Below are 17,185 nucleotides of genomic sequence, written 5' to 3' on the forward strand. Positions count from 1 at the left end.
AGCCAACGCGTTTTTTCCGGCTCGGGTTTCCGGCCCGCCGGAACGCAAACGGGCCGCCCGAGGCGGCCCGCAAGTGAAGCGGCATGCGCGGCGGCGTGCTAGTGCGCCGCGGCATCGGCGTCGATCAGCGCCCGTAGCTGCCCGTGTGTAGCGCCGGCTGCACCGCCGGCACGGTCACGACCGGCACACGGAGCGCGAGTGCGCACATCAGCTCGTAGCCGATCGTGCCGCTGGCTTCCGCGACGTCGTCGACCTTCACCTGATCGCCCCACAGCTCGACGCTCGAGCCGATGCCCGCGTTCGGGCACGGCGTCAGGTCGACGGTCAGCATGTCCATCGACACGCGGCCGACGACGCGCGTCATCACGCCGTCCACCGCGATCGGCGTGCCGGTCGGCGCGTGGCGCGGATAGCCGTCCGCGTAGCCGCATGCGACGACGCCGATCCGCATCGGCTGGTCTGCCTTGAAGCGACGGCCGTAACCGACCGTTTCCTCCGGCGCGATCGTCTGCACACCGATGATCTTGCTCGTCAGCGTCATCGCGGCCATCAGCGGCGTGTCGGCGATGTGCCGCGCCGCGCCGGTCGGCGACGCGCCGTACAGGATCGTGCCGGGCCGCACCCAGTCGCGATGCGCACGCGGATGCCACAGCACGGCCGCCGAATTCGATGTCGAGCGCTCGCCCGGAATCCCTGCCGTGGCCGCATCGAACTGCTCGAGCTGCCAGTCGACCTCGCCTTCGTCGGCGTTCGCGAAATGCATCATCAGCGTGATCTTGCCGATCGACGGCGCGGCCGCCGCGCGTTCCCACGCGGCGCGGAATGCGTCGGGCCGGTAGCCGAGCCGGTTCATCCCGGAGTTCATCTTCAGCTGGATGTCGATTGGCTGCCGCGGCTTCGCGGCAATCAGCAGGTCGAGCTGCGCGTCGCAGTGCACGGCCACCGTCAGCCGGTGGCGATCGGCCAGTTCGACGTCGGCCGGCTCGAAGATCCCTTCGAGCAGCAGCACCGGCTTGTCCCAGCCGAGCTCCCGCACGCGCACGGCTTCGTCGAGATCGAGCAGCGCGATGCCGTCGGCAGCCGCGAGGCCCGGATAGATCCGCTCGATCCCGTGACCGTATGCGTTGGCCTTGACCACGGCCCACACGCGCGATTGCGCGGCGGTGCGGCGGATGAAGTCGAGGTTGTGGCGGACGGCGTCGGGACGGATATGGGCGACGATGGGACGGGGCATGGGCGGGCTCGGGTCGAAAGTCGTTCGGCGCGCGCAGCGGCGCGGCGCGGGTAAGCAGGCTGGCGCGGCAACACGCCGAGCCAGTGTTGAGCGCTATCTTATTGGTGTTCGACCAGTTTTAATTAACGTTTTTATCGGCGATTTGGTGGAAATTGTTGCGTCGGATCCTTGCCGCCACAGCGTTCGGCAGGCTGCCTTGCCGAGACTCCCGTCTAGAAAACCGGTGCGCGAACGGCCCGACGCAATGCTAAGCTCTGCGCGACCCTGTCATTGATCAATGTAATCATAAAGGAGGAGACTTTGACGACGACGTCCCAGATTTGCCTGTTCATCGTGGCGCTGTTGCCGTTCCCGATGACGTTCCTGGCCAAGGCCCGCAAAGGCTACGACAACCACGCGCCGCGCGAGTACCTGGCGAGGCTCGAAGGCTGGCGCGCGCGGGCGCAGGCCGCGCACCAGAATGCCTGGGAAGCGCTGGCGCTGTTTACGGCCGCATTGGTCGTCGCATGGCACAACGGCGCGAATGCGCATCACGTCGACCAGCTCGCGATGGGGTTCGTCGCGACTCGCGTCGTCTATGCGCTGATGTACCTGCTGAACTGGGCGTCGCTGCGCTCGCTCGTGTGGTTCGCGGGGATGGCCTGCGTCGTCGCGCTGTTCTTTGCCGCGCCGTGACGAGAGGATGAACGGGGGCGCCCGCGCGGGCCTGGCGCGCGGGCTCGCTACGCACCGCCCGCGCCGCGCGCGTGACTGTCGTTGGATGCGGGCGCAACGATCTTCTCGAGCCGGAGCGGCAGGTTGGCCGTCGCGGCGCCTGCGCGCGCTCGAGAAGGAGCCGGTGACGGTCGCGGTACACGCCGTTCGTTGAGCCTCGCCGGCGGTGGCCGGCATCACGATCGCCGCGGTGCCGGGGCGCATGGGGCCTTCCGGTCGCGCCGAATGACCGGGCGTGTGCCCGTCCGATCATGCGGCGGCGCACACCATCGTTGTCGTCGCGCGCGAGCCGGCACGGCGACACGTCCACCCGCCGCGGTGACGGCCGCCCCACACGTTCCCCGCTTCCACGCCATTGCCCCCTCGCCGCGCGGCGCAATCCCGCAGCACATTCCCGCCGCAGCTGCCGCACGCCCGTCCGCGCACACCTTTCCTCCGATCGATCCCGTCCGTCCGGCTCGGGTTTCTCTCAATGCATTTTCCTGTTGAGTATTTTTTTGTTGTCGTAGTATCCGTGTTGACAACACTTGTTGCACTAAGGTTTAATTCAACATCGCATGTTGCGGTGCGGCTTGATGTCGTCGTTCCCCGGCCAGCCGGCCGGTCACATCGCTCAACCATGCGGAGAAAAGTCATGAGTCGCCGTTCCTTCCTGAAAGCCGTCGCGGTGGTTGCCGCGCTCGGCGCCAGCATCGCGCACGCGGATACCAAGACGCTCGTCGTCGGGACCGATACGTCGTTCATGCCGTTCGAGTTCAAGCAGGGCGACAAGTACGTCGGCTTCGATCTCGACTTGTGGGCGGAGATCGCAAAGGACCAAGGCTGGAAATACACGATCCAGCCGATGGATTTCGCCGGCCTGATCCCGGCGCTGCAGACCCAGAACATCGACGTCGCGCTGTCGGGGATGACCATCAAGGAAGAGCGGAAGAAGGCGATCGACTTCTCCGCGCCGTACTACGACAGCGGCCTGGCAGCGATGGTGCAGACGGACAACACGACGATCAAGTCGATCGACGACCTGAACGGCAAGGTGATCGCCGCGAAGACGGGCACCGCGACGATCGACTGGATCAAGGCGCACCTGAAGCCGAAGGAGATCCGCCAGTTCCCGAACATCGACCAGGCGTACCTCGCGCTCGAGGCCGGCCGCGTCGACGCGGCGATGCACGACACGCCGAACGTGCTGTTCTTCGTGAACAACGAGGGCAAGGGCAAGGTGAAGGTCGCGGGCCAGCCGGTCAGCGGCGACAAGTACGGGATCGGTTTCCCGAAGGGCAGCGCGCTCGTGCCGAAGGTCAACGCGTCGCTCGTGAAGATCCGGGCCGACGGCCGCTACGCGCAGATCTACAAGAAGTGGTTCGGCGCCGAGCCGCCGAAGATGTGAGCGTGACGGCACAGCATGGCGCGGCCGGGTGGCCGCGCCGGTCTTGAATCGGACGGGGAGCGACACGTGAATTTCGATTGGTCTGCGATCTGGGCGGCGTTGCCGGACCTGATGGACGGGGTCCGGTTGACGGTGTTCATCGCATTTTTCGGGCTGGTGGGCGGATTCGTCGTCGGGATGATCGCGGGCATGTTCCGCGCATACGGACCGAAGGCGATGAACGTGCTCGCACAGGTTTATATTGAACTGATCCGCGGCACGCCGATCGTCGTGCAGGTGATGTTCCTGTACTTCGCGTTGCCGCTGCTCGCGCATATCCGGATCGACGGCCTGACGGCCGCGATCATCGCGATCACGGTGAATTCGGGCGCGTATCTCGCGGAGGTGGTGCGCGGCGCGCTGCTGTCGATCCCGAAGGGGCTGACGGAAGCGGGGCTCGCGATGGGCCTGTCGATGCCGCGCGTGCTGCTGAAGGTGGTCGGGCCGCTTGCGTTCCGGCGCCTGATTCCGCCGCTCGGCAACCAGTGCATCGTGAGCCTCAAGGACACGTCGCTGTTCATCGTCATCGGCGTCGGCGAATTGACGCGCAAGGGGCAGGAAATCATTGCCGGCAATTTCCAGGCGGTCGAGATCTGGACCGCGGTGGCTGTCATCTACCTGCTGCTGACCGGCGCGATGACGCTGACGCTTCGGCTCGTCGAAAAGAGGATGCGGATCTTATGAGCATGATCGAATTCCAGAACGTGTCGAAGAGCTTCGGCCATGTGCCGGTGCTGAAGCATATCGACCTGAAGATCGACGCGGGCGAGGTGGTCGTCGTGATCGGTCCGTCGGGCTCGGGCAAGTCGACGATGCTGCGCTGTATCAACGCGCTCGAGAAAATCACCGGCGGCGAGCTGCTGGTCGACGGCCAGAGCGTGCGCGGCAACGCGACGACGATCCGCAACATCCGGCTCGAAGCGGGCATGGTGTTTCAGCAGTTCAACCTGTTTCCGCAGATGACCGCGCTCGAGAACGTGATGTTCGGGCCGATCCAGGTGCGCGGTGCGTCGCGTGCCGATGCGCGCGACCAGGCGATGGCGCTGCTCGACAAGGTCGGCCTCGAATCGCGCGCGAATCATTACCCGTCGGAACTGTCGGGCGGCCAGCAGCAGCGCGTCGCGATCGCACGCGCGCTCGCGATCCGGCCGCGGCTGATGCTGTTCGACGAGCCGACGTCGGCGCTCGATCCGGAATTGCGCCACGAAGTGCTGAAAGTGATGCAGGATCTCGCGACCGAAGGGATGACGATGATCGTCGTCACGCACGAGATCGGCTTCGCGAAGCGGGTCGGCACGCGGTTGCTGTTCATGGATCAGGGCGGCATCGCCGAGGACGGCCATCCGGTCGACCTGATCGACCGGCCGCCGACCCCGCGCCTGAAGGAATTCCTGAAACACGTGTCCTGAACGAAACCGAACCATCCGACATGCCGCTTTCCCTGTCTCCCGTCATCGCCGGCGCGCCGTTCGACATCGGCGTGCGCCTCGGCGAGCTTGCCCGCCCCGTGTTCGATGCGTACATGCAGCAGAGCAGCGCATGGCAGGCCGTGCGCCGCTGGCGCAGCCATCCGTTCGTGGCCGCGCTGCGGCAGGCCGCGCTGGCCGCGTACCCGGAACTCGTCGCGGAGCTGGACGGGATCGCGGCAGGCGTCGGCTGGCCGGCCGAGGACATCTTTCTGTGGAACTGCCGCGGCGAACTGATCCATCACGCGCCGGACGGCTGCACGACGCTCGCCGGACGCGACGCGCACGGCACGCGCTGGATCGCGCACAACGAGGACGGCGATCCGTACCTGCGCGAGCGCTGTCTGCTGGTCGACGTGCAGCCGCAGGGCAAGCCGGGCTTCATCAGTTTCTATTACCCGGGCTCGCTGCCCGGGCATACGTTCGCCGCGAACCGTGCCGGCATCGCGCAGGCGATCAACAACCTGCGGATCCGCACGCCGGCGGCCGGCGTGCCGCGGATGATCCTCGCGCGCGCCGTGCTCGACGCGACGTCGCTCGATGCGGCCGCCGACGTGCTGCGCACGCATGCGCGCGCAAGCGGCTTTCACCACACGCTCGGCGCAACCGGCGATACGCGGCTCCTGAGCATCGAGGCGAGCGTCGCGCGCTGTTCGGTCGTCGAAGTCGCGCGTCTTGCCGGTCACGCGAATCATCTCGTGCATCCGGGATGCGGGGGCGAAGCGCAGATCGTCACGCAATCGTCCGGTGATCGTCAGCGGCGGGTCGATGCGCTGACGCCGGGCATCGACGCGATCGACGAAGCCGCGCTGCTGCGCGTGCTCGGCGACCGCGCACCGCAAGGACTGCCGATCTATCGCGACGATCCGGCCGACCCCGACGATGAAAACACGCTGGCGACCGCCGTGTTCGCGATTCGCGACACCGCGATCGACTTCGCCATTCACCAGCACGGCACGCAGCGCTTCGCGACGCGCATCGTGCCGCCCGCGCACGCGCGCAGCGCGTCCTGATCCATGAGGCAACGCATGACGACCGTTTTTCATCGCGCTCCACGCGCCACCTTGCCCGTCGCCGTCGCAGGCGACGGCATCGAGATCATCGATTCGACCGGCAAACGCTACATCGACGCGTGCGGCGGCGCGGCCGTATCGTGTCTCGGCCACAGCAACCAGCGCGTGATCGATGCGATCAAGCGGCAGGTGCAGCAACTGCCGTACGCGCATACGTCGTTCTTCACGACCGACGTGGCGGAAGAGTTGGCCGACCGGCTCGTCGAGGCCGCGCCGGCCGGTCTCGAACACGTGTATTTCGTGTCGGGCGGATCCGAGGCGATCGAAGCCGCATTGAAGCTGGCGCGCCAGTATTTCGTCGAGAAGGGCGAGCCGCAGCGTCGCCATTTCATCGCACGTCGCCAGAGCTATCACGGCAACACGCTCGGCGCGCTCGCGATCGGCGGCAACGCATGGCGGCGCGAGCCGTTCCTGCCGCTGCTGATCGAAGCCCATCACGTCAGCCCGTGCTACGCGTATCGCGACCAGCAGGCGGGCGAAACCGACGAAGCCTATGCGCAGCGCCTGGCTGACGAGCTGGAGCAGAAGATCGTCGAACTCGGTGCGGAAAACGTCGCGGCATTCGTCGCGGAAACGGTGGTCGGCGCGACGGCCGGCGCGGTGCCGCCGGTGCGTACCTACCTGAAGAAGATTCGCGCGGTGTGCGACAAGTACGGCGTGCTGTTGATCCTCGACGAAATCATGTCGGGGATGGGGCGCACCGGATACCTGTTCGCGTGCGACGAAGATGGCGTCGCGCCCGACCTGCTGACGATCGCGAAAGGGCTCGGCGCAGGGTATCAGCCGATCGGCGCGACGCTGGTGAGCGATCGCATCTACCGGACGATCGTCGACGGATCGGGTTTCTTCCAGCACGGCCACACGTATCTCGGTCATGCAACGGCCTGCGCGGCCGCGCTCGAGGTGCAGCGCGTGATCGCCGAAGAGAAGCTGCTCGACAACGTGAAGGCGCGCGGCGAGCAACTGCGTGCGTCGCTGCGCGAGCATTACGGTGCGCATCCGCATGTCGGCGACGTGCGCGGCCGCGGGCTGTTCGTCGGCGTCGAGCTCGTGCGCGATCGCGACAGCAAGGCGACGTTCGATCCCGCGCTGAAGCTGCATGCGGCGGTCAAGCGCGAGGCGATGCAGCGCGGCCTGATGGTGTATCCGATGGGCGGTACGATCGACGGCGTGCACGGCGATCACATCCTGATCGCACCGCCGTTCGTCTGCACCGCGCAGCAGATCGACACGATCGTCGAACGGCTGTCCGGCGCGATCGATGCCGCGCTCGCATCGGCCGGCGCGTGAACCACGACCTCACCCAATCCTCACCATGACCGACAGACTGCCTCCCTTCGATCCCGCATCGGCCACCGACGAGCAGAAGGCTGTGCTCGCCGACATTCTCAGCGGCCCGCGCGGCAACCTGAACGGGCCGTTCCTCGGCTGGATCGCGAGTCCCGAACTCGCGCAGCACGCGCAGCGGCTCGGTGCGTTCTGCCGCTATCGCACGGGTTTGCCGTTGCGCCTGTCGGAGCTCGCGATTCTCGTGACGGCCGCGCGCTGGCGCTCGCAGGCCGAGTGGCACATCCACCATCCGATCGCGCTCGATGCCGGTGTGCCGGCCGCCACGGCCGACGCGATCCGCCGTGGCGTCGAGCCGGCGTTCGAATCGGACGACGATGCGCTGATCCATGCGTTCGCGACCGAGCTGTATGACACGCGGCGCGTGAGCGACGCGACGTTCGCGCGCGCGCAGGCGCGTTTTGGCCACGAGACCGTCGTGAACCTCGTCGCGCTGCTCGGCTATTACGCGCTCGTGGCGATGACGCTCAACACGTTCGGTATGCGCGCGGACGGCCAAACTGATCTACCGTTTCCGGAATAATCGCCGCTTGCGCGTGCGTCGGCGGCCTGCCGCGCGCGCGTTCCGATTGCGTCGAAAAGCCGGTCTGTACGGGATTTTTGGCGTGTTGGCACAGGCTGAGTGGCATCCTCGCGACGTCTTGTCGACGCACGTCGCACCGCCTGCACTTCAGCGCAGGAAGTTTCCTCCGTGCCGTCCGATGAAATATCGCCGCGCGCAACGCATCAACGACGCGGGCGACCGCACGGGCGGGCTCAATCGTGCATTCAAGTACCTGTGTGTGCGATTCGCGATGTCGAACCGTCTGACGATAGGGCCGCGCGGTGTTGCAAGGCCTCACCGCTCCGGGGTCGACATCAATGAAACCAATTGTATTCGTGCGGGATCAGCCGCGATCGCACGCGTATGATGGCTTGTTCACGTCGATAAGATCGGTGAGCAAGCATGACTAGTACCCGTAAGACATTGATGATCGCCGGCGGCCTGCTGGTTGCCGCGGCTGGCACCGGCTACGTGATGCTCCTGCGTGCGGACCACCGCGCGATCGCGGAGGCCGGCATCGGCGACTCCGCGACCCCTGCCGCCGCCGTCACGGCGGCGAACGACGGCCACACCGCGCAAGGCGCGATCGCGCCGCCTGCGGCGGTCGCCGTCCCTTCCGCGCATATGGACGAGGCCGTCCCGCAACCAGCGGCCGTACGGCCGGCATCCGCGGCCTCTGCGCGCATGAGCGCGGCGCCGGCATCCGCTTCCGTCGCGCCGGTCGTCGCCGCGCCGGCGCCGCCGGCGAAGACGAGTGCGCCACCGCCGACCGTCCACGTCGTGACGGTCGAGCCGGAGGATGCGACCCCGCCGAAAGCCCAGCCCGCTCAGCCGGCGAAGGCACCGGTACAAGCGGCGCAACCCGTGCAATCGACACCGCAGGTCCAGGCGACGCAGGCGGCTCGGCCGAGTCAGCAGGCGGAGCAGCCGACCCAGCGCGCGGCGCGCAAGCGCGACGGGCTCGAGCGGCACGCGGCCGCGACACCCGCGATGAAATCCGAAACGCCTGAAACCGCCGCACTCGTGCGGGAATCGGCAAAGCTCGATCCGTCGTTGCCGCCGCCGCAATACGTGGCGACGCCGAGCGCCGATCGACAGCACGCGTCGACGGGCGCGAATCCGGTTGCCGCCGCGATGACCGATCAACTGGTCAGGCAGTCGAGCAGCTTGAAGTCGACTACACCGGCGAGTGCCGGGCCCGGCGGGGCTCAGTGAGAACGGAGCGGCCGCGCTCGCGCAGCGCCGCTCGACGCCGGATGAAAAAGGGCCCCGCACGCCGACCAGGGCATGCGGGGCCAAGAGAGACGAACCTGTGCGGTGCGTCGCGCGTTACGCGGCGATCGCCTCTTCGGCCTGCGGCGCGTCGGCGGTAGCCGGCGTCGCGTCTTGCCGGATCAGGTGATCGAACGCGCCGAGCGATGCCTTCGCGCCTTCGCCCACCGCGATCACGATCTGCTTGAACGGCACCGTCGTCACGTCGCCGGCGGCAAACACGCCCGGCACCGACGTCGCACCGCGCGCATCGACGACGATCTCGCCATGCTTCGACAGTTCGATCGTGCCTTTCAGCCATTCGGTGTTGGGCACGAGGCCGATCTGCACGAACACGCCTTCGAGATCGACGCGCTTCGTTTCGCCCGAACGCAGGTCCTTGTAGACGAGCCCGTTCAGCTTGCTGCCGTCACCGGTCAGCTCGGTCGTCTGTGCCTGCGTGACGATCGTCACGTTCGGCAGGCTGCGGAGCTTGCGCTGCAGCACTTCGTCCGCGCGCAGTTGCGCGCCGTATTCGATCAGCGTGACTTCCTTCACGATGCCGGCCAGATCGATCGCGGCCTCGACGCCCGAGTTGCCGCCGCCGACCACCGCGACGCGCTTGCCCTTGAACAACGGGCCGTCGCAGTGGGGGCAGTATGCGACGCCACGGTTGCGGTATTCGCGCTCGCCCGGCACGTTGATTTCGCGCCAGCGCGCGCCGGTCGCGAGAATGATCGTCTTCGCCTTCAGCACCGCGCCGTTCGCGAGGCGGATCTGGTGCACGTCGCCCGGAATCAGCGCGTCGGCACGTTGCACGTCCATGATGTCGACGTCGTACTGCTTCACGTGCTGTTCGAGCGCCGTGGCGAACTTCGGTCCCTCCGTTTCCTGCACCGACACGAAGTTCTCGATCGCCATCGTGTCGAGCACCTGGCCGCCGAAGCGCTCGGCGACGACGCCCGTCGCGATGCCCTTGCGCGCCGAGTAGATCGCGGCGGCCGCACCGGCCGGGCCGCCACCGACGATCAGCGTGTCGAACACCGGCTTGTTCTCGAGCGACTTCGCGGCGCGGGCGCTCGCGCCCGTATCGAGCTTCGCGAGGATTTCCTTCACGCTGCTGCGGCCCTGGCCGAACGATTCGCCATTCAGGAACATCGTCGGCACGGCCATGATCTGGCGCGCTTCGACCTCGTTCTGGAACAATGCGCCGTCGATCGCGACGTGGCGAATGCGCGGGTTGATCAGCGACATCACGTTCAGCGCCTGCACGACTTCCGGGCAGTTCTGGCACGACAGCGAGAAATACGTCTCGAACGCGTAGTCGCCGTCGAGCGCGCGGATCTGTTCGATCACGTCGTCGTCGAGCTTGAGCGGATGGCCGCCCGTCTGCAGCAGCGCGAGCACGAGCGACGTGAATTCATGGCCCATCGGGATGCCGGCGAAGCGGATGCCGGCCGGCTTGCCGGGTTCCCCGATCGAGAACGACGGCTTGCGCTCGGCATCGTCGCGGCGTTCGGTTACGGTCACGCGCGACGTCAGCGACGCAATCTCGTTCAGCAGCGCAAGCAGTTCCTGCGATTTCGCGCTGTCATCCAGCGACGCGACGAGTTCGATCGGGCGCGTGATCTTTTCGAGGTACGCCTTCAGTTGGTTCTTGAGACTGGCGTCGAGCATGGCGTTTCGGATTCCGTATTGATGATTCTGGTCGGGCACGTCGTGCCGGAGGAGGGCGCGGGCCGCACGAAACGGCCTGCATTCGCGTGACGCGCGCGCCTCGTGCGAGGCGCGCGGCGCGATCGTCAGATCTTGCCGATCAGGTCGAGCGACGGGGTCAGCGTCTCCGCACCCGGCGTCCACTTGGCCGGGCACACTTCACCCGGGTGCGCCGCGATGTATTGCGCGGCCTGCACCTTGCGCAGCAGTTCGCCTGCGTCGCGGCCGATGCCGTTGTCGTGGATTTCGCACAGCTTGATCTCGCCTTCCGGGTTGATCACGAACGTGCCGCGCAGCGCCATCCCTTCTTCCTCGATCAGCACGTCGAAGTTGCGCGACAGCGTGAGCGTCGGGTCGCCGATCATCGGGTACTTGATCTTGCCGATCGTCTCCGACGTGTCATGCCATGCCTTGTGCGTGAAGTGCGTATCGGTCGACACGCCGTAGATTTCGACACCCAGCTTCTGGAATTCCGCGTAGCGGTCGGCGAGGTCGCCCAGCTCGGTCGGGCAGACGAACGTGAAGTCGGCCGGGTAGAACACGACGACGGACCACTTGCCCTTGAAGTTCTCTTCGGACACGGGCACGAAATCGCCGTTGTGGTATGCGGTTGCCTTGAACGGTTTGATTTGGGTGTTGATGATCGGCATCTTGCGAGTTCCTTTGCTTGGGTGTTGATGAAGTGTTGCCAGTATCCGGGTTCACCCCTGGCTTGTGAAATTGCTTGTATCAATCCGCGGCATCGGGAATTTCTATCTGCTTCCGGCCCCGTCGCGGCGGGCCGTCCGGTCGGCCCGTGCCATCCGGGCCGGGCCTTCCGGCGGATTTCGGCCAGCCGGCGCTTCTGACACATTGGGCGTGCGGGAGGGCGCGGCGCCGGGCGACGGCGACGCACCCCGCGCAAGGGCCCGGCGCCCGTTCGGCACGAACGGTTGCGCGGTCGTCAGACACTCTCCGTCCCACTGCCGCCATGAATCTCTATTCCGGACGCGCGATGCGTGCACTGCCTGCATGGTTCCGCGAGATCGTTCCCGAGGGGCGATGCCTGCATCGGCTCTTGCGCGGTGTGGCCTGCGTACTCGTGACCGTGTCGTGCGCCGCGCCGGCGCTCGCCCTCGATGCCTCCGCGCCGGCCGCGACGGCGACTCCGGCCACCACGTCGACCGGGCTCGTGCAGATGCCCGACGGCCGGCTGCTCGCGCCCGAGTTCGCCCGCATCGTCACGCGCGGCACGCTCGTCGTCGCGGTGCTCGGCGTCGATCAGCCGCCGTTCTTCATGTCGCGCAACGGCGCATTGGCGGGCGTCGACATCGATCTCGCCGACGAACTCGCGAAAAAGCTCGGCGTGTCCGTGCAGTTCGACCGCGATGCGCGCACCTTCGACGACGTCGTTCAGCTGATCGCGACCGGGCAGGCCGACGTCGCGATCAGCAAGCTGTCGCGCACGTTGCCGCGTGCGCAGGTGGTCCGCTTCAGCACGCCGTACATCAGCCTGCGGCGCGCGCTGCTGATCAACCGCGTCAGCTTCGCGGAACTCGCGAAAGGGCGCCCGCTGCCGGAAGTCGTGCGCGATTACCGCGGCACGATCGGCGTCGTCGCCGGGTCGGCCTACGCGGAATACGTGCGCACCGACTTCCCGGCTGCGCGGGTGCGCACCTACCCGAGCTGGCCGGCGACGCTCGACGCACTGAACGCCGGCGCGGTCACGGCCGTGTATCGCGACGAACTCGCGATCAAGCTCGTGATGCAGGACGACCCGACCGCGCCGATCCGCTTGCGCGTCGCGACCTTCGACGACCTCACCGACGCGCTTGCCGTCGGCGTGCCGGTGTCCACGCCGACGCTGCTCGCGTTCGTCAATCAGTTCCTGGCCGAGCGCAGCAGGCGGCTCGACGTGAAATCCTTGCTCGACGCGATGGGCCGCTGACATGAACATGGACGAGAACATCAGGATCATGCCCCGCGTCGCGCGGCTGCATGCGCTCGCGATCCATCCGTTGACGGTCTTCGGCAGCCTCGCGCTCGGGATCATGGCGGGCGTGCTGTGGCCGGCCGCCGCGCCGAAGTTCGACTACGTGGGCCAGGTGTACGTCGGCCTGCTGAAGATGACGGCGCTGCCATTCATGACGGCCGCCGTGATCTTCAGCCTGCAGCGACTGCTGCGCGATGGCAGCGCGTCGGATCTCGTGATGCGCGTGATCGCGATCTTCGGCTGCGCGTCGGTGTTCGTCGTGGCGGTCGGCGCGGTCGTTCTGGTCGCGATGCGGCCGGGCGAGCATCTGTCGAACGCGACGCTGAAGGCGTTCGGCGCGCTGGTCGGCAGCGACGGTGCGGCGAGCGACACCGTGATGACGCTGTACGGCACCGATCCCGCGGAGAAGTCGTCGGGCCTTGCCGACATGCTGATCGCGCTGGTGCCCGGCAACTTCTTCGCGGCGCTCGCGAGCGGCGACACACTGAAGGCGCTGGTGTTCTCGCTATTCTTCGGCTTCGCATCGGGACGCGTGCCGGCGAGCATCTCGGCGGCGCTGAGCCAGACGCTGGAGACCGTCTATTTCACGTGCCAGAAGATCATGCACTGGCTCGCGTATCCGACGCCGATCGTGCTGTTCTGCGGCGGCGCCGCACAGATCGGCACGTCGGGATTCGGGCCGCTCGAGGCGATGGTCCGCTTCGTCGCCGCATTCGCCGTCGTCGCGCTCGTGCTGATCGCGGCCTCGATCGTCGTGATCTGGAAGCGCTCGGGCGCGACGCTGGCCGAGACGCTCGCCGGGTTGCGCACGCCGTTCGCGATGGCGCTCGCCACGCGCAGCAGCGTGGCGTGCATGCCGAGCATGATCGAATGCCTGGCCGACGGCTTCGGCTTTGCCCGCGCGCGCGTCGAGTTGGTCGTTCCACTTGCCGTGTCGCTGCTGCGCGTCGGGCCGATGGTTTATTACGCGAGCGCGACGCTGTTCGTCGCACAACTGTACGAACGGTCGCTCGGCCCCGGCGAACTTTGCGTCGTGCTGGTCGCGTCGGTGCTCGCCGGATTCGCGTCGACGGGCACGTCGGGCGTCGTGACGGTGTCGCTCGCCGGCATGGTGTGCGCGGCGCTGCACCTGCCGTTCGAGGCCGCGTTGGTTCTGTTCGCGGCGATCGATCCGTTCTGCGAAATATTTCGGACGCTGTTGCTGGTGATCGGCAACTCGGCCGTCGTATCCGCGATCTGCGCGCGGCCGCCGCGCGCGTGAAGGAGGCATCATGGCACTCGTCGGCGTACTGGGCGGAATGGGGCCGCTGGCCACGGTCGACTTCATGCATCGCGTGATTTGCCTGACACGCGCGCGCTGCGACCAGGAGCACCTGCCGATGATCGTCGCGAACCTGACGCGAACGCCCGATCGCTCGCGCGCGATCATCGACGGCGGGACCGATCCGCTGCCGGCGCTGCTCGACGGCATCGCGCTGCTGAACCGCTGCGGCGTCGACGTGATCGCGATTCCGTGCAATTCGGCGCATCACTGGTATGCGCCGCTGCGCGAACACAGCGCGGCGCCGATTCTGCATATCGTCGATGCGTCGGTGGCCGCGTTGCCGGCAGGCGTGCGGCGCGTCGCGGTGCTCGCCACGGGCGGCACGCTGGTGTCGGGCTTCTACCAGACGGCGCTGCGTGCACGCGGGTTCGAGCCGGTGATGCCGGGCGTGGCCGCGCAGCGCGATATTGCCGCGTGCATCGCGGCGGTCAAGGCGGGGAAGATCGCTGCGTCCGTGCGGTGCCTGTCGCGCGCGCTCGATGCACTGGCAAGACGGGACGTGGGCGTCGCGGTGATGGGCTGCACGGAAATTCCGATCGCGGCGCGCGCGTTGCCCGATGCACCGTTCGCGCTGGTCGACAGCACGCAGGAGCTGGCGCGCGCGACGGTCGCCCATGCGGTCGAGCGCGGATGGGGGCGGGCGGTGTGACGCGTCGGCGGGCGGCGGTACGCGCGACGCACCGCGCCCGCGAGATCCGACAGGGTGCGCGCACGTCGGGTTCGATGACGGGGATGGCCCACATGTCGCGCGATACGCGCAGCAGGCGGTTCGCTTGCGTGGATGCCCGGACGATCGCATCGGACAAGCGGATGCGGCGCGCCTTGTGAATCGTGCGAAGGCCCGCCTGCGAGCGGCCCGCGCGCTTATGCAGCCATCCGCCTGAGCCATTCCGCCAGCCGTCTCGCGCCGTCCGGCATGTCCGCATCCTCGCGCGTGCACAGGTAGTAGTCGCGCCCGTCGTCGAGCGCGTGGTCGAACAGCTTCACGAGTTCGCCGTTCGCCAGTTCGCGCTGGACCAGCGGCGCGCGCAGCAGCGCCGCGCCGAGATCCGCGCGTGCCGCGCTCAGCGTCAGTTGGCCATCCTCGAACATCGGCCCCACCGCGTGCGACACGTGCCGCACGCCGGCGCCCTGCAGCCAGTTGACCCAGGCGCTGCGATCCTCATCGTGCACGAGCGGCGCCCGCGCGAGATCGGCCGGTGTGCGGAACGGCCCGTGGCGCTTCAGGAACGACGGGCTGCACATTGGCACCATCGCGCCCGGCAGCAGCCGCTCGCAGCGGTAGCCGGGCCAGTCGCCGGTGCCGAAGCGGATCGACAGGTCGGACGCGTCGCTTCGATAGTTGCGGTGATGCGCATACAGCACGGTCACGTCGACATCGGTGTTGTCGGCGAGGAACGCGTGCAGCCGCGGAATGAACCAGCCGATACCGAGCAGCGGAATCAGGCTGATCGTGATCTGCCGCAGCGACGACCGGTCGCGCACGAAGCGCGTCGCGCTGCGCAGCACCGAGAACGCGGCGCTGATCGAGCGGTAGTAGTCGCGCCCCTCATCGGTGAGCGCGAGCAGCCTGCCTTCGCGCACGGTCAGCGGCGTCTGGATGAACGCTTCGAGCAGCTGCAGCTGGTGGCTCACCGCGGACGGCGTGATGTCGAGCTCGTGCGCCGCCGCGGTGACCGAGCCGAGACGCGCGAATGCCTCGAACGCGCGGACGGCGCGTAGCGGTGGATCGTGAGGCAATTGTTCGATATTTTTCATGTGTCGAATTTTATCGAAAAATCAGGGTGAACCGCAACACGAAAATATCCCGTATTTACAGGGGGTTACGTTATTGTGTCGGGAATGGCATAAGCATCCAACAATTGAGTATTTGGGGTGCTGATGATGAATATTTAATATTTTTCATGTCTTGAGCCAAATCACCGATCCCCGCACATGAAAATCGCTTTTCTCCCCGCCGGCCTCGCATTCTCCGCGGCCGCGCTGATCGCCGCCGCTCCCGCCTACGCGCAGTCCGCGCCGCAGACGATCCTGATCGGTCTCGCCGCGCCGCTCACCGGCCCGTCCGCGCGGATCGGCAAGGACTTGCAGAACGGCGCGCAGCTTGCGATCGACGACGCGAACGCGAAGCATCCGAGCATCGGCGGCAAGCCGGTCGTCTACAAGCTCGTCGCGGCGGACGATCAATCCGATCCGCGCACGGCCGTCGCGGTCGCGCAGCAGCTCGTCGACCAGCACGTGATCGGCGTCGTCGGTCACTGGAACACCGGCTGCAGCGTGCCGGCGTCGCGCATCTACCGCGATGCGGGCATTCCGCAGATCGCGCCGGCGTCCACCGGCCACCCGTACACGCAGCAGGGCTACGCGACGGCCTTCCGGATCATGGGTCACGACGATGCGGGCGGCAACTACACCGGCGCCTATGCGGTGAAGACGCTGAAGGCGAAGCGCATCGCGGTGATCGACGATCGCACGTCGTTCGGCGCGGGGCTCGCCGAGCAGTTCATCAAGGGCGTGCAGGCGAACGGCGGCACGATCGTCGATCGCCAGTACGTGAACGACAAGACGACCGACTTCAGCGGCGTGCTGACCGCGATCAAGGGCAAGCGCGCGGATCTCGTGTTCTTCGGCGGGCTCGACGCGCAGGCCGCGCCGATCGCGCGCCGGATGCGCCAGCTCGGCGTGAACGCGCCGCTGCTCGGCGCGGGCGGCTTCGTGAGCCAGACCTTCCTGTCGCTCGCGGGCAAGGACGGCGACGGCGTGACGGCACTCGAACCGGGCTTGCCGCTCGACCGGATGCCGGGCGGCAAGGCGTTCGACACGCAGTACCGCGCACGCTTTCACGCGCCGATCGAGCTGCACGCCCCGTTCGCGTACGACGCGGCTGCCACGCTGATCGCGGCCGCGCAGAAGGCCGGCACGACGCAGCCGGCGAAGCTGGTCGCGGCCGTGCACGCGATCGACCGGCCCGGCGTGACCGGCCGGGTCGCGTTCGACGCCGAAGGCAATCTGAAGGACCCGGCATTCACGATCTACCAGGTGCGCGGCGGCAAGTGGACCGTCGTCGACGTGCTCGGCGGCGCGCACCCGGCAACGAAATGACGACGGAGACGAATCC

The 17,185-nt window shown here is 67.3% G+C and carries 16 protein-coding genes and 1 pseudogene; 13 read left to right on the forward strand and 4 right to left on the reverse strand.

Going from position 1 to position 17,185, the window contains the following annotated elements; translation table 11 throughout:
* Positions 1-124 precede the first annotated feature (124 nt).
* On the reverse strand, positions 125-1,234 hold the full coding sequence (gene alr / locus DIE08_RS00075) for an alanine racemase (protein WP_124900544.1): 1,110 nt from the start codon (positions 1,232-1,234) through the stop codon (positions 125-127).
* A gap of 300 nt (positions 1,235-1,534) precedes the next feature.
* Here alr and DIE08_RS00085 point away from each other — a divergent pair, with 300 nt between their 5' ends.
* From DIE08_RS00085 to DIE08_RS00125, 9 genes and pseudogenes are all read left to right on the forward strand, one after another.
* Positions 1,535-1,909: an MAPEG family protein gene (locus tag DIE08_RS00085; protein WP_260436439.1), complete on the forward strand. Its 375-nt coding sequence runs from the start codon at positions 1,535-1,537 to the stop codon at positions 1,907-1,909.
* A 673-nt stretch (positions 1,910-2,582) separates the two neighbouring features.
* Positions 2,583-3,335, forward strand: a complete 753-nt coding sequence (gene glnH, locus DIE08_RS00090) for a glutamine ABC transporter substrate-binding protein GlnH (RefSeq protein ID WP_059507215.1) — start codon at positions 2,583-2,585, stop codon at positions 3,333-3,335.
* A gap of 15 nt (positions 3,336-3,350) precedes the next feature.
* Positions 3,351-4,058 carry a glutamine ABC transporter permease GlnP gene (gene glnP, locus DIE08_RS00095; RefSeq protein ID WP_174919890.1) on the forward strand — a complete coding sequence of 236 codons (708 nt, stop codon included), beginning with the start codon at positions 3,351-3,353 and terminating at the stop codon, positions 4,056-4,058.
* Positions 4,055-4,783, forward strand: coding sequence for a glutamine ABC transporter ATP-binding protein GlnQ (glnQ, locus tag DIE08_RS00100; RefSeq protein WP_059237091.1), 729 nt, complete (start codon positions 4,055-4,057; stop codon positions 4,781-4,783). The genes glnP and glnQ overlap by 4 nt, the downstream gene beginning before the upstream one ends.
* 20 nt (positions 4,784-4,803) lie before the next feature.
* Positions 4,804-5,853, forward strand: a complete 1,050-nt coding sequence (locus tag DIE08_RS00105; RefSeq protein WP_124900546.1) for a C45 family peptidase — start codon at positions 4,804-4,806, stop codon at positions 5,851-5,853.
* Between the two features lie 15 nt (positions 5,854-5,868).
* Positions 5,869-7,203 carry an aspartate aminotransferase family protein gene (locus DIE08_RS00110; RefSeq protein WP_124900548.1) on the forward strand — a complete coding sequence of 445 codons (1,335 nt, stop codon included), beginning with the start codon at positions 5,869-5,871 and terminating at the stop codon, positions 7,201-7,203.
* A 25-nt stretch (positions 7,204-7,228) separates the two neighbouring features.
* Entirely contained in the window at positions 7,229-7,783 is a 555-nt protein-coding gene (locus tag DIE08_RS00115; RefSeq protein WP_059679148.1) for a carboxymuconolactone decarboxylase family protein, read from the forward strand.
* A 172-nt stretch (positions 7,784-7,955) separates the two neighbouring features.
* A pseudogene (locus tag DIE08_RS36650) lies at positions 7,956-8,171 on the forward strand (hypothetical protein); the annotation flags it as partial.
* A gap of 35 nt (positions 8,172-8,206) precedes the next feature.
* On the forward strand, positions 8,207-9,019 hold the full coding sequence (locus DIE08_RS00125; protein ID WP_124900550.1) for an extensin: 813 nt from the start codon (positions 8,207-8,209) through the stop codon (positions 9,017-9,019).
* A 114-nt stretch (positions 9,020-9,133) separates the two neighbouring features.
* On the opposite strand, the gene ahpF is transcribed toward DIE08_RS00125, so the two are convergent.
* Together ahpF and ahpC are read right to left on the reverse strand one after the other, a co-directional pair.
* Positions 9,134-10,732: an alkyl hydroperoxide reductase subunit F gene (ahpF, locus tag DIE08_RS00130; RefSeq protein ID WP_124900552.1), complete on the reverse strand. Its 1,599-nt coding sequence runs from the start codon at positions 10,730-10,732 to the stop codon at positions 9,134-9,136.
* A 125-nt stretch (positions 10,733-10,857) separates the two neighbouring features.
* Positions 10,858-11,421 (reverse strand): alkyl hydroperoxide reductase subunit C, encoded by a 564-nt coding sequence (gene ahpC / locus DIE08_RS00135; protein WP_059607791.1) that lies wholly within the window; start codon positions 11,419-11,421, stop codon positions 10,858-10,860.
* Positions 11,422-11,741: 320 nt separating this feature from the next.
* Between ahpC and DIE08_RS00140 the strand changes: the two genes are divergently transcribed.
* The 3 genes from DIE08_RS00140 to DIE08_RS00150 are packed head-to-tail and all read left to right on the forward strand — an operon-like array spanning position 11,742 to position 14,716.
* Positions 11,742-12,698, forward strand: coding sequence for an ABC transporter substrate-binding protein (locus DIE08_RS00140; protein ID WP_124900554.1), 957 nt, complete (start codon positions 11,742-11,744; stop codon positions 12,696-12,698).
* Position 12,699: 1 nt separating this feature from the next.
* Positions 12,700-14,004: a dicarboxylate/amino acid:cation symporter gene (locus DIE08_RS00145; RefSeq protein WP_124900556.1), complete on the forward strand. Its 1,305-nt coding sequence runs from the start codon at positions 12,700-12,702 to the stop codon at positions 14,002-14,004.
* Between the two features lie 10 nt (positions 14,005-14,014).
* Positions 14,015-14,716 carry an aspartate/glutamate racemase family protein gene (locus DIE08_RS00150; protein WP_124900558.1) on the forward strand — a complete coding sequence of 234 codons (702 nt, stop codon included), beginning with the start codon at positions 14,015-14,017 and terminating at the stop codon, positions 14,714-14,716.
* A gap of 215 nt (positions 14,717-14,931) precedes the next feature.
* Here the strand turns inward: DIE08_RS00150 and DIE08_RS00155 are convergent, their stop codons facing one another.
* Positions 14,932-15,825 carry a LysR substrate-binding domain-containing protein gene (locus tag DIE08_RS00155; protein ID WP_124628292.1) on the reverse strand — a complete coding sequence of 298 codons (894 nt, stop codon included), beginning with the start codon at positions 15,823-15,825 and terminating at the stop codon, positions 14,932-14,934.
* A 177-nt stretch (positions 15,826-16,002) separates the two neighbouring features.
* Between DIE08_RS00155 and DIE08_RS00160 the strand changes: the two genes are divergently transcribed.
* Positions 16,003-17,169 carry a branched-chain amino acid ABC transporter substrate-binding protein gene (locus DIE08_RS00160; protein ID WP_124900560.1) on the forward strand — a complete coding sequence of 389 codons (1,167 nt, stop codon included), beginning with the start codon at positions 16,003-16,005 and terminating at the stop codon, positions 17,167-17,169.
* The last annotated feature ends 16 nt before the right edge of the window (positions 17,170-17,185 follow it).

Source organism: Burkholderia sp. Bp9004 (assembly GCF_003858025.1).
Taxonomy (GTDB): Bacteria; Pseudomonadota; Gammaproteobacteria; order Burkholderiales; family Burkholderiaceae; genus Burkholderia; species Burkholderia diffusa.